12 protein-coding genes are annotated in these 12,307 nt (G+C 37.3%); 10 read left to right on the top strand and 2 right to left on the bottom strand.

Annotated features, from left to right (window positions below):
• Positions 1-20 precede the first annotated feature (20 nt).
• The 4 genes from G9Q29_RS06870 (at position 21) to G9Q29_RS06855 (ending at position 4,646) form a co-directional block, all read left to right on the top strand.
• Complete coding sequence (locus G9Q29_RS06870; protein WP_394367679.1) at positions 21-2,393, top strand: TonB-dependent receptor; 2,373 nt, start codon at positions 21-23, stop codon at positions 2,391-2,393.
• Between the two features lie 15 nt (positions 2,394-2,408).
• Positions 2,409-3,251 (top strand): DUF4249 domain-containing protein, encoded by an 843-nt coding sequence (locus G9Q29_RS06865; RefSeq protein ID WP_166134739.1) that lies wholly within the window; start codon positions 2,409-2,411, stop codon positions 3,249-3,251.
• Between the two features lie 211 nt (positions 3,252-3,462).
• Complete coding sequence (locus G9Q29_RS06860) at positions 3,463-4,125, top strand: thiamine diphosphokinase (protein WP_166134736.1); 663 nt, start codon at positions 3,463-3,465, stop codon at positions 4,123-4,125.
• 29 nt (positions 4,126-4,154) lie between these two features.
• Positions 4,155-4,646, top strand: a complete 492-nt coding sequence (locus tag G9Q29_RS06855) for a hypothetical protein (protein WP_166134733.1) — start codon at positions 4,155-4,157, stop codon at positions 4,644-4,646.
• 124 nt (positions 4,647-4,770) lie between these two features.
• On the opposite strand, the gene G9Q29_RS06850 is transcribed toward G9Q29_RS06855, so the two are convergent.
• Positions 4,771-5,634 carry an alpha/beta fold hydrolase gene (locus tag G9Q29_RS06850; protein ID WP_166134730.1) on the bottom strand — a complete coding sequence of 288 codons (864 nt, stop codon included), beginning with the start codon at positions 5,632-5,634 and terminating at the stop codon, positions 4,771-4,773.
• 153 nt (positions 5,635-5,787) lie between these two features.
• On the opposite strand from G9Q29_RS06850, the gene rlmF reads away from it, so the two are divergent.
• Together rlmF and uvrB are read left to right on the top strand one after the other, a co-directional pair.
• A complete protein-coding gene (rlmF, locus tag G9Q29_RS06845; protein WP_166134727.1) occupies positions 5,788-6,732 on the top strand; it encodes a 23S rRNA (adenine(1618)-N(6))-methyltransferase RlmF in 945 nt (314 codons plus the stop codon).
• 58 nt (positions 6,733-6,790) lie between these two features.
• A complete protein-coding gene (uvrB, locus tag G9Q29_RS06840) occupies positions 6,791-8,782 on the top strand; it encodes an excinuclease ABC subunit UvrB (protein ID WP_166134724.1) in 1,992 nt (663 codons plus the stop codon).
• Here uvrB and G9Q29_RS06835 read toward each other — a convergent pair.
• Entirely contained in the window at positions 8,779-9,180 is a 402-nt protein-coding gene (locus G9Q29_RS06835; protein WP_166134721.1) for a TerB family tellurite resistance protein, read from the bottom strand. The genes uvrB and G9Q29_RS06835 overlap by 4 nt on opposite strands.
• 58 nt (positions 9,181-9,238) lie before the next feature.
• Between G9Q29_RS06835 and G9Q29_RS06830 the strand changes: the two genes are divergently transcribed.
• The 4 genes from G9Q29_RS06830 to G9Q29_RS06815 are packed head-to-tail and all read left to right on the top strand — an operon-like array spanning position 9,239 to position 12,279.
• On the top strand, positions 9,239-10,042 hold the full coding sequence (locus G9Q29_RS06830; protein WP_166134718.1) for an alpha/beta hydrolase: 804 nt from the start codon (positions 9,239-9,241) through the stop codon (positions 10,040-10,042).
• A gap of 21 nt (positions 10,043-10,063) precedes the next feature.
• The gene (locus G9Q29_RS06825) at positions 10,064-11,125 is read left to right on the top strand and encodes a dipeptide epimerase (RefSeq protein ID WP_166134715.1); all 1,062 of its coding nucleotides are present in this window, start codon (positions 10,064-10,066) and stop codon (positions 11,123-11,125) included.
• Between the two features lie 27 nt (positions 11,126-11,152).
• On the top strand, positions 11,153-11,617 hold the full coding sequence (locus G9Q29_RS06820) for a DUF1456 family protein (RefSeq protein ID WP_166134712.1): 465 nt from the start codon (positions 11,153-11,155) through the stop codon (positions 11,615-11,617).
• 5 nt (positions 11,618-11,622) lie between these two features.
• Entirely contained in the window at positions 11,623-12,279 is a 657-nt protein-coding gene (locus tag G9Q29_RS06815) for an NAD(P)H-binding protein (protein WP_166134709.1), read from the top strand.
• Positions 12,280-12,307 lie beyond the last annotated feature (28 nt).

Raw genomic sequence — 12,307 nt, 5'->3', positions numbered from 1 at the left:
AACAACTTTTTATGGATTTTATGAAAAAATACTTATTGCTCTTCCTTTTATGTGGTGCTTTGCCAGCTTTGGCCCAAGAAAAATTCACACTTAGCGGAACTGTTATTGATGGCAATAGCAATGAAACGTTGATTGGAGTAAATGTTGTGGTTACCGAGTTAAAAACGGGAGTTACTACCAATGAATATGGTTTTTACTCGATTACATTACCCAAAGGCATTTATACCTTACAAGTGAGTTATTTAGGATACAAAACCATTGAACAAACTTTAAATCTGAATCAAAACGTTAAAAATAATTTCAATTTATTTGGTAACGAAACCACTTTGAAAGAAGTTATCATTACCGATAACAAAACCAAAATCGACATCAAAAAACCCGAGATGAGTGTTAACAAACTCTCGATTTCAGCCATCAAAAAAATGCCTGTTGTTCTCGGTGAAGTAGATGTTTTAAAATCTATTTTGTTATTGCCAGGAGTTACAAACGCGGGCGAAGGCGCCTCTGGTTTTAATGTTCGTGGTGGTGGTGCCGATCAAAATTTAATTTTACTAGACGAAGCAACCATTTTTAACTCCTCGCATGTTTTTGGTTTTTTCTCCGTTTTCAATCCAGATGCCATAAAAGACTTAAAACTTTACAAAGGCGGAATTCCAGCGCGTTTTGGCGGAAGAGCTTCTTCTGTTTTAGATATTTATCAAAAAGATGGCAATAGTAAAGATTTTCATGTAAATGGTGGAATTGGATTAATCAGCAGTCGCATTCTTGCCGAAGGACCTTTGGTAAAAGATAAAGGTTCATTTTTAATTGGCGGTCGCAGCTCTTACGCCCATTTATTTTTAAAACTTTCCGAAGAACAAAAGGACAATGCAGCTTATTTTTATGACCTCAACACCAAATTAAGTTACAAACTAAATCCCAACAACAGTTTGTATTTATCAGGCTATTTTGGTCGTGATGTTTTCAGTTTAAGAGATAGTTTTTCTAACATTTACGGAAACACCACAGTCAACTTGCGTTGGAATCATTTATTTTCTGAAAAATTATTCTCCAACCTTTCCTTAATATATAGTGATTACTATTATGGTTTAGATCTTGATTTTGTTGGTTTCAAATGGGATTCTGGCATTAAAAACTACAACATCAAATACGATTTCAAAAACTACATTTCGGATAAATTCAAATTGAATTACGGAATGAACAGTATTTATTACGAGTTCAATCCAGGAACTATAAGGCCATCTAAACCCGATAGTGGAATTAACTTTGCACAATTAGATAAAAAATACGCTTTCGAACCTGCGTTATACCTCAATGCCGATCATGATATTACCAACAAAATTTCACTTTCTTACGGATTGCGATACAGCATGTTTTACCGTTTGGGTGCATCGGATGTTAATCTTTACCAAGACAACAATCCGGTATTGTTTAACCCTGAGTTGAAAATTTACGAAAAAGCAACGCCTATCGGTCAAAAATCATTTTCTCGCAACCAAGTAATTGAAAGCTTCAACTACCTTGAACCGCGATTTTCTGCAGCCTATCAAATAAATGATGAGCAATCCATAAAAGCGAGTTACAACCGCATGGTGCAGTATTTGCAACTCATCTCAAATACCTCATCTCCTACTCCGCTTGATATTTGGACACCAAGTGATAATTTCATCAAGCCTCAAATTGCCGATCAAGTTGCCTTAGGATTTTTCAAAAATTTCAGCAACGACCAATATTCTTTTGAAGTAGAAACCTACTATAAAAAAGTACAAAACCGTTTGGACTACATTGACGGAGCCGATTTAATTGCCAACAATGCCATCGAACAAATTATTCTTAACGGGCAATTACGTTCCTACGGACTCGAACTTTTACTTCGTAAAAACGAAGGAAAGCTGAACGGTTGGATTTCTTATACCCTATCGCGTTCAGAGCAACAAACACCAGGACGAACTCCGCTTGAAACCGGCATCAACAACGGTCAGTGGTACAATTCTGTTTATGACAAACTGCACAATCTAGCTGTTACTTCTTCTTATACCTTGAATGACAAATGGTCTTTTGGAGCTAATTTTGCATTACAAAGTGGCCAACCAGTAACCTTCCCAACGGGTCAATACGAGTACTTGGGTATCGTGGTTCCTAGTTATGGCTTGCGTAATAAAAATAGATTGCCAGCGTACCACCATTTAGATATTGCCGCGACTTTAACACCAAAAAGTAATGCTAACCGCCAGTGGAAAGGCGAATGGGTTTTCAGTATTTACAACCTATACAACAGGCGCAACGCAGCCTCTATTAATTTCAGACAAAACGCTGATACAGGCGCCAATGAAGCCGTTCGAACCTCTATTTTTGGAATAGTTCCTGCTGTGAGTTATAATTTTAAGTTTTAAATTCTTTTTGACACCATGAAATCAACAACAAATATTCTCAAACAAAGCTTTCTTTTTCTTGCACTTGCACTCTCCTTTTTGGTGAGTAGTTGCGAGGATGTAATTGCAGTTGACTTAGATGAAGCCGATCCAAAATTAGTGATCGAAGCAGCTATAAACTGGCAAAAAGGCACCTCAGGAAATACACAAAAAATAAAATTGACTACTACAACTGGCTTTTACAGTGCCCAAATACCAAAAGTAAGCGGCGCCAATGTGACTATCCGAAACAGTCAAAACACGGTTTTTATTTTCAATGAAGTAGGAACAACAGGCGAGTACGTTTGTAGCAATTTTGCACCAGTAATTAACGAAACTTATACCTTAACCATCATCAGTAACGGCAACACCTACACTGCAATGGAGACTCTGAAAGCGGTCGCACCAATTAGCCGACTCGAACAAAACGACCAAGGCGGTTTTACAGGAAACGAAAAAGAAATTAAAACCTACTATCTTGATCCTGCCGGCGAACCTAATTATTACCTGTACAAATATTCGTATTCCAACCAACGCAAGTCAGACTTTTACGTAGACCGTGACGATTTTTTTGATGGCAACGAGTTTTTCAGTATTTCCCAAAACGATGAACTAAAAAAAGACGATAAAATCGAGGTTACTCATCACGGCATTTCACGCGCCTATTACAACTACATGAGCGTGCTCGTGAGCATTGCAGGCAACAGCGGCGGCGGCCCATTTCAGTCACCACCGGCAACCGTGCGCGGCAACATTGTCAATACCACCGCTCCTGAAAATTTTCCACTAGGCTTTTTTAGTCTAAGCGAGATTGCAGTTGCCAATTACACGGTACAATAATTAGTAGCTTTTCCAGCTGTTCATTACAACCCACAACCGCTCTTGAACTGTTTTGTAGCATGTAAAAGGAGCTTCCTATGGTCGCTCTTATACAAGCACAAAACAAATGTTCAAGAGCGGTTCTTGGTTTTCATTTCCATCTGGGCTAGGGCATTCGGCAATAACAGAACTTTTATTTACTTTTACAATCCTATTTCAAAACCGCAATACCATGTCTTCACATCACATCGTTCGAGACGATCAAGAACCCGCTTTAATCATTGCCAATGGTGCCGCTTGTAACCCTGAACTTTTGGGGCAGTTGTTAGAGTGGTCTCCGCTTGTGATTGTATTGGACTCGGCCATGGAGCGCGTGATGGACTTGAACATAAAAGTTGATGTTTTGTTGGGCGATTTTGATCGTGATTTCAATACTGAGCGATACCAAACCTTGCAATACCCAATTGATATCATTCATACGCCAGACCAAAACAAAACCGACCTCGAAAAAGCTTTTGATTACCTAATTGAACGCAAAATTCCCGCTGTAAATGTAGTTTGGGCCACCGGACGAAGAGCCGATCATACCATAACCAATATTACCAACATTGTCCGTTACAAAGACCTCATTAAAATTGTAGTGCTTGACGACCATTCGAAAATTTTTCTTCTACCAAGACAATTCGAAAAATGGTACACGGCCAACACTCCTATTTCTCTCATTCCCGTTGGTGAAGTGGCAGGAATTCATTCCAGCAATTTGTATTATCCATTGCAAAATGACACCCTTACTATCGGGTACCGAACCGGCAGCAGCAATCACGTGGCCAAAGATGGACTAGTAAGCATTTCGCATCAATCAGGCGATTTATTATTAATGGAATGTATTGATTAGTTATCCTTGATTATTAAAAATCACATTGAATGATACAGCCAATTGTAGGATTTGCAGCTTTCATCTTCGTAGTTTTCATTGTAATTCGTTCGGCAAATAAATCCCGAAAAGAACAATATGAAAAGTTGATTGAGGGTTTAAAAACAGAAACAGAGTTTTTTATTGAGCAGACTAAAAGTTCAACAATGACAATTGGTCTAAATAATCGAGAATTTCTATTTAATCGTTGCGATCTATACTTAACCAAAAACGCAATTATAATTTTAGGATTTACAAAAGATAGTATTTTCAAACAGCTCTCACTACCTATAATATTAACAGGGGAGCTTAATGAATTCTCAGATAGATTTCCATTCGCTTATGTAAAAAAAGCAAACAAAATAAGTTTCGAAAATAACATAGTGAAGATTAATTTCAGAGAAAAAGGAATCACGAAAACTGAAGTCATACTAAAGTTATATTCTTTAAATGATAATGAGAAAAACAAAATCGAACAACTAGCCGAAAAAAACTGCTGGTAGCAGCAACTCCAATGGCTTTGGTCAATTGACTTAAAGAAGAACTAGTTTGATATTTGGCTGTATAGCGATTAACGAAAAATTGATTTTATTTTAGAACAGAACATCTTTATCTTCAGAATCTTTACTACAACTTTAAAATAACATCTCTCACGATGTCGTAATGACTCCACGGAATAAAATGATTGGCATTTTCAATCACAATGGCATCTAAACTTGCTGCATTGCTAAAATTTTCTTTCATAAAAGCAACATTACTAAACGGTACCAAATCATCTTTGGTCCCATGAATAATTGTAACTCCTGACGTAATCTTGGGCAACTTTGGTTTCAAAGCGATCAAATCTTTTTTCAACCACCACAATTCATCGTTTGATGGTCGCAACGCACCCGGAATCAAATACCGTAACGGTGGCGACAGAATCATTGTGCGCCATTTTTCTGGCTTCTCAGCAGCAGGATCGAGCGAGCCCGCTAAAATAACTAAGTGTTTGTATCTATTGGGATAATCGGCTGCTAGTTGCGCTATAACCGGTCCGCCCATCGAATGACCAATCAAGACAACCTCTTTTTGATTACTCATCTTCGAAATAAATTGGGCAATGTATTTTGACTGAACAGCTAAGTTTTCAGCCATCCCAAAATCGCTATACCCAAAACCTGGACGGTCAATGGCAATCATTCGGTATTTTTTCAGCAATAAAGTGTCTTTTAAATAATCTTTGTAGGCGTTCCAACTTCCTGGCGAACCGTGAATGAAAAACAACGTAGGTTTCGCAACATCACCAGTTTGAATATAATGTATTTGGTGGCCGTCTATACTAAGGTACTTATCTTGAAATTGAATTCCGCTTTCTGTAAAAAACTGCTTTGTTTCCTTGGCACTGTAGCGCATTCGCATACACGACTGACTCATTACCACATAACTCAAAAACAAGACATAGGCAACATAGCGTTTTTTAAATCGGAATCGGTTCAACGTAAAATTCATTAGTGTTTTTGTTATAAAAGTAACCGTTTTTTATGGCAACTAAAAGCCTTGCCACTACAATTTTTACACCAACTCAAAATGCTATTTTCTCTTAAACAACCGCCTAACCATTTACAAGTTAGGATTGACTATCTTTGCACTGAAATTAAAAAAATGAAAGCAACAACAAGCATCCTTAAAACAAATTTACATCCTCGAAATCTTGATCGTGAAGGGTATAATTTTGAACAATTGTCGGCCGTAAATCCTGAGCTTAGCCAGCATGTATTTGTGAATGAACATCAAACACAAACCATCAATTTTAGGGATCCTCTAGCCGTAAAAGCGCTCAATAAAGCATTGCTAGCTTTTCATTTTAACATCAAAAATTGGGATATACCAGCCCAATACCTTTGCCCGCCAATTCCGGGTCGCGCAGATTACATTCATTACCTAGCCGATCTATTGGCTTCAAGCAACAACGGGGTAATCCCTGAAGGTGATTCCGTACTTGGCCTTGATATTGGTGTAGGTGCTAATTGCATCTACCCTATTTTAGGAAACGCTACTTATGATTGGAATTTTGTCGGTACCGATATTGACCTAAAAGCGATTGAAAATTGTAGCAGCATTTTGAGTGACAATCCAAAACTTGGTGAAGCTATTAGTTTGCAACAGCAAACAGAGTCTCGATTTATTTTTAAAAACATCATTACTCCCGAAGATCGTTTTACGTTTACGATTTGCAATCCGCCTTTTCATGCCTCGGCAGATGAAGCTACCAAAAGTAGTCTTCGAAAAGTGAATACACTCGAAAAATCAAAAACTAAAGAACTCGTTCTTAATTTTGGCGGACAAAATGCCGAATTATGGTGTGCTGGTGGCGAATTAGGATTTTTGACCCAAATGATTTTTGAAAGTGCCAAATATCCAATGCAATGCTTGTGGTTTACCACTTTGGTCTCTAAAAAAGAAAATCTTTACAGCTTAAACAAAACCTTACAAAAGGTAAGTGCTGTAACGGTGCGTACCATTGACATGGCTCAAGGACAAAAAACAAGTCGTATTTTGGCTTGGACGTTTCACAGCGAAGCCCAACAAAAAGCGTGGAAATTTTAGTTTTTAAAAACCGTTTGTCAAATTCCTTAGTATCTTTGTGAACTAGCACTGTACCCACATGAAGTTCCAAGTAGTATCCGATTACCAGCCCAAAGGCGACCAACCTGTAGCCATTCAAAAATTAGCACAAGGTATCATTGATGGCGATCCTTTTCAAACCCTTTTGGGAGTTACAGGATCCGGAAAAACATTTACAGTAGCCAATGTAATTCAGGAAGTGCAGCGTCCAACCTTGGTTTTGGCACACAACAAAACCCTAGCGGCACAGTTGTACTCTGAGTTCAAACAGTTTTTCCCGAATAATGCAGTAGAATATTTCGTATCCTACTACGATTATTATCAGCCAGAGGCTTTTATGCCGGTGACCGGAGTTTTCATCGAAAAAGATTTATCTATCAATGAGGAATTGGAGAAAATGCGTATGTCGACAACGGCTTCGCTACTTTCCGGTCGTCGTGATATTTTAGTCGTAGCATCTGTATCTTGTTTGTACGGTATCGGAAACCCAATTGAATTTCAGAAAAATTTAATTCCGCTTGAGCGAGGTCAAATGATTTCGCGAACTAAATTGCTTCATCAATTAGTACAAAGTTTGTATTCCAGAACTGAGGCCGACTTTAATCCTGGCAGTTTTAGAATCAAAGGTGATACTGTTGATGTGTACCCAAGTTATGCTGATGAAGCCTACCGAGTTCATTTTTTTGGTGATGAAATTGAAGAAATCGAAAGTTTTGATACCAAAACATCTCAAGTTTTAGAAAAATTCGAACGATTGACAATTTATCCTGCCAATATGTTTGTTACCTCGCCCGATGTGCTGCAAAATGCCATTTGGGAAATTCAGCAAGATTTGGTCAAACAAGTAGATTATTTTAAAGAAATAGGCAAACATCTAGAAGCAAAACGTCTTGAAGAACGTACTAATTTCGACTTAGAAATGATTCGAGAATTGGGTTATTGCTCCGGAATTGAAAATTACTCACGTTATTTAGATGGCCGTTTGCCAGGCACAAGACCTTTTTGCTTATTAGATTATTTTCCGAAAGATTATTTGATGGTGGTTGATGAAAGTCACGTTACATTATCACAAGTTAGTGCTATGTACGGAGGCGACCGCAGCCGTAAAGAAAACTTAGTGGAATATGGTTTCCGACTTCCCGCTGCGATGGACAATCGCCCATTGAAATTTGAGGAATTTGAAGCCATGCAAAACCAAGTCATTTATGTATCTGCTACTCCAGCTGATTATGAATTACAAAAAACGGAAGGTGTTGTGGTAGAGCAAGTAATTCGTCCTACTGGATTATTAGATCCTATTATTGAAATTAGGCCGAGTTTAAATCAAATTGACGATTTAATTGAAGAAATTCAACAACGAGCCGAACAAGATGAACGCGTTTTAGTAACCACTTTGACAAAAAGAATGGCTGAAGAGTTGGCTAAATATTTAACTAAAGTTCATATTCGTTGTCGTTATATTCACTCAGAAGTAGATACTTTGGAACGAATTGAAATCATGCAAGATTTACGAAAAGGAATTTTTGATGTCCTAATTGGTGTCAACTTACTGCGTGAAGGACTTGATTTACCTGAAGTTTCTCTTGTTGCAATTTTAGATGCCGATAAAGAAGGTTTTTTACGTAGCCACCGATCATTAACACAAACTATTGGTCGTGCAGCGAGAAACCTGAACGGAAAAGCCATCATGTATGCTGATAAAATTACAGACAGCATGCAAAAAACAATTGATGAAACCTCATACCGCAGAACCAAACAAATCAATTACAACGTTGCAAACAATGTAGTACCGCAAGCGCTGAACAAAAAAATCGAAAGCGCATTTACCAAAAATACTTTGGTAGATTATGAATTGGGTAACAGTGCACCAATAGCTGCAGAGCCTGTAAATGCCTATTTATCGAAACCAGAAATTGAAAAATTGATTCGAGAGAAAAGAAAAAATATGGAAAAGGCGGCCAAAGAATTAGACTTTATGCAGGCAGCCAAATTCCGTGATGAAATCAAGGCATTACAAGAGCAACTTAGTTAATTGTGTTGCTCTTGAAAAATAGTCAACAGAACTTCGCTTTCAATAACAGAGAAAGGTGATTTTTCCATTAATTTTAAAATGCGCTTTGTAGCGTGCGGATTTAACCCCATTTTAATAGCAATTTGCTGAATGGCAGCTAATTCTTTGTCATGTAAAACGCCATCGCAGTGCATAAGTAAAGCCAATCGATAAAATTGTTGTATGCGCATAAACTCTGAGCGAATTGGAAGCTCTGGCAATTCTTCATGAAATAGTGCTTGAAAATCAGCGGTATTAAAACCTAATTCAACAGCCACAATTCGCAAGAACTCGTATTCTCTTGGATGTAGTTTACCATCAACGGTAGCAAAAGCAATTAATTCTAAAAGTAAACTTCTCTTTTCTTCGAAAGTAGCCATCAAATTCCTATTTTTAGCTAAATTATTGTTTTTAGATCACATACACAAAATCACTTTTATGACAGTGAAATTTTTATCCGTTTGCTTGTTGTTATTATCTACAGTAATAGCTCAAGGTCAATCAAGTACCGCATCCCAACAAGTGAGTACTTTTGAAATTAAAGCGCCACAATTACAAACCACCAAAAAAATCTGGGTATACTTGCCTAAAAATTACAAAAGTTCCAAAAAGAAATATCCCGTGATGTACATGCACGACGGTCAAAATTTATTCGATGCTGCAACTTCTTATAGTGGCGAGTGGAATATTGATGAAAAACTCGATAGTTTGCAAACACAAATTATCGTTATCGGAATTGCGCATGGCAATGAAAAACGACTAGACGAACTTACGCCTTTTAAAAACGAAAAATATGGTGGCGGCAAAGCAGACGAATACCTAGAATTCATCACAAAAACACTAAAACCTTATGTTGATCAAAACTTTAGAACTAAAACCGATAAAAATCATACACTGATCATGGGAAGCTCTTTGGGTGGACTCAACTCCTTTTACGCCGTTTTAAATTATCCTGAAATATTTGGCAAAGCAGGCGTTTTTTCACCTTCGTTTTGGTTTTCAAAAGAGATTTATACGTTCATGGAAAGCAGTAAAAAAACGAAAGCCAAAATCTATTTTCTTTGTGGAGACAATGAAAGTCCAGAAATGGTTGCTGACCTTAACAAGATGGAATACCTTTTGAACTCCAACCGCTGTTATTGCTTAAACAGAAACGAGAAAAAAATAGTTAAAGGTGGCCAACACAACGAAAAACTGTGGAGAGATAATTTTGTAGAAGCGCTTTTGTGGCTTGGCTATTAATTTTGAAAATGATTGAAACACATGAAACTTTTATTGCATCAATACGATTTAAAACTCAAACATACTTTTACCATTTCGAGAAAATCAATCAACACGCAGCCTACATTAATTGTCGAATTACAAAGTGACGGTTGCTCTGGTTATGGTGAAGCTACCGCAAATCCGTATTATAACATTACAGTACCCATCATGGTCGAAGACTTAAAGAAGTTAGAGCCATTTTTAGACACACTTGCACCTTGCAAACCAGAAGATTTTTGGACTCAATTAGCACCTTTTCTAACACATAATAAATTTGCATTGTGTGCTTTAGACAATGCTTACAACGATTGGTATGCACGATCAAAAGGTTTAAAACTATACGAATTATGGAACTACAATACTGCAAATAATCCGCTGAGCAATTACACAATTGGAATTGATTCTATTGACAAAATGATTGCAAAAATGGAAGAATTGCCTTGGCCGATTTATAAAATTAAACTAGGCACAGCTGAAGATTTGGCAATCGTAAAAGCACTTCGCAAACATACCAATGCAATTTTTAGAATTGATGCAAACTGCGGATGGACCGTTGATGAAACACTTAAAAATGCAAAGGAATTGCAACATCTTGGCGTAGAATTTTTAGAACAACCTTTACCTGCCAACGATTGGGAAGGTCATAAAAAAGTATATGAACACTCCGTTTTACCTATTATTGCTGATGAAAGTTGCATTGTTGAAACAGATGTAGCGAAATGTTACCAACATTTTCACGGTGTAAATATCAAACTAACCAAGTGTGGCGGCTTAACTCCTGGCCGACGAATGCTAGCTGAAGCCAAGAAACTAGGAATGAAAACTATGGTTGGTTGTATGACCGAATCAACCGTGGGCATCTCCTCTATCGCGCATTTACTCCCTGAATTAGATTTTGTAGACATGGATGGCGCATTATTACTGCAAGAAGACATCGCTACCGGAATTAAATTAGAATTCGGCAAAACTATCTACGCTGCCACTGCTGGAAATGGTGTGCAACTTTTGTACACTAGTAATGGAAAGAGACTATTAAAAAAAACAACCGCTAATTACTTATAAACCGTACCTTTGCTAAAAATACATATCATGACAAATAACGATATCTTCAAAAAACTTCGCGTAGCATTGATGTTGCGTGATGATCAAATAGTAGAAATTTTAGAATTAGTTGATTTTAGAATTTCAAAATCAGAATTAGGCGCTTTTTTTAGAGATGAAAAGCACGAAAATTATATGGAATGCGGAGATCAAGTGTTGCGTAATTTCTTGAACGGCTTAGTTATTCACTTGCGTGGAACGAAAGAAAACCCGAAGAATCCAAAAGACGTTTTAGCCAAACACAAAGCGCAAATTCCTGTGAAAGACGGTGCCGAAAACAGACCGGAATTTAAAGCAAAACCAAGAGACACGGAAGGTTCACGAGGAGATGAAGCTCCTGCTAAAGCAAAACCGGCTGCTAAAAAACCATTCAAAAAAACTTTCGCAAAAGGAACTCCTAAAGTGCAAGTGGTTGAAAAAGTAAAATACAACTTCGGTAAAAACAAAAAATAAACCGAATGAAAACAGCGATCGTTATTGGAAGCACCGGATTGATTGGCTCTGCTTTAGTACAACTTTTATTAGAAAGTGCTGATTACAGCAAAGTAATTACTTTCGTAAAAAGAGATACAGGCTTGCAACATCCTAAACTCGTGCAACATCAAATTAATTTCGATGCACCAGAAAGTTTCCAACAGTACATCGTGGGTGACGATTTGTTTTGTACTATTGGAACGACTATCAAAAATGCAGGAAGCCAAGAAGCGTTTAGAAAAGTAGATTTTGAATACCCAAAACAGTTTGCAAGCATTGCTGTAGCACAAAATGTAAAGCAGTTTTTATTGATTTCATCGTTGAACGCATCGGCAACATCAACTAATTTTTACCTCAAAACCAAAGGTGAAATTCAGGATTTTTTAAAAACCTTACCCTTTGAGAGCGTTGCTATTCTGCAACCTTCGCTATTGCTTGGTCCAAGAACTGAATTTAGATTTGGAGAAAAAGTAGGTGCTCTTTTTATGAAAATATTCTCCTTTGTATTTCAAGGAAACTTAAAAAAATATAAAGCCATACAAGGCGCTACAGTTGCCAAAGCAATGTACACATTAGCGCAGAAAAATACTCAAGGTTTCCATATTTATGAATCGGACGTACTAGAAGAACTCGGTAAATAAAGCTCATTCAAAATCCTGATAATCCATC

Source organism: Flavobacterium turcicum, assembly GCF_011365745.1.
Taxonomy (GTDB): domain Bacteria; phylum Bacteroidota; class Bacteroidia; order Flavobacteriales; family Flavobacteriaceae; genus Flavobacterium; species Flavobacterium turcicum.
This window is presented reverse-complemented; position numbering and strand designations above follow the sequence as displayed.

What these genes read in the sequence shown, in the direction of transcription:
- G9Q29_RS06870 (WP_394367679.1), top strand. Translation starts at nt 21, where the DNA reads ATGAAAAAATACTTATTGCTCTTCCTTTTATGTGGTGCTTTGCCAGCT.
- G9Q29_RS06865 (WP_166134739.1), top strand. Translation starts at nt 2,409, where the DNA reads ATGAAATCAACAACAAATATTCTCAAACAAAGCTTTCTTTTTCTTGCA.
- G9Q29_RS06860 (WP_166134736.1), top strand. Translation starts at nt 3,463, where the DNA reads ATGTCTTCACATCACATCGTTCGAGACGATCAAGAACCCGCTTTAATC.
- G9Q29_RS06855 (WP_166134733.1), top strand. Translation starts at nt 4,155, where the DNA reads ATGATACAGCCAATTGTAGGATTTGCAGCTTTCATCTTCGTAGTTTTC.
- G9Q29_RS06850 (WP_166134730.1), bottom strand. Translation starts at nt 5,634, where the DNA reads ATGAATTTTACGTTGAACCGATTCCGATTTAAAAAACGCTATGTTGCC.
- rlmF (WP_166134727.1), top strand. Translation starts at nt 5,788, where the DNA reads ATGAAAGCAACAACAAGCATCCTTAAAACAAATTTACATCCTCGAAAT.
- uvrB (WP_166134724.1), top strand. Translation starts at nt 6,791, where the DNA reads ATGAAGTTCCAAGTAGTATCCGATTACCAGCCCAAAGGCGACCAACCT.
- G9Q29_RS06835 (WP_166134721.1), bottom strand. Translation starts at nt 9,180, where the DNA reads ATGGCTACTTTCGAAGAAAAGAGAAGTTTACTTTTAGAATTAATTGCT.
- G9Q29_RS06830 (WP_166134718.1), top strand. Translation starts at nt 9,239, where the DNA reads ATGACAGTGAAATTTTTATCCGTTTGCTTGTTGTTATTATCTACAGTA.
- G9Q29_RS06825 (WP_166134715.1), top strand. Translation starts at nt 10,064, where the DNA reads ATGAAACTTTTATTGCATCAATACGATTTAAAACTCAAACATACTTTT.
- G9Q29_RS06820 (WP_166134712.1), top strand. Translation starts at nt 11,153, where the DNA reads ATGACAAATAACGATATCTTCAAAAAACTTCGCGTAGCATTGATGTTG.
- G9Q29_RS06815 (WP_166134709.1), top strand. Translation starts at nt 11,623, where the DNA reads ATGAAAACAGCGATCGTTATTGGAAGCACCGGATTGATTGGCTCTGCT.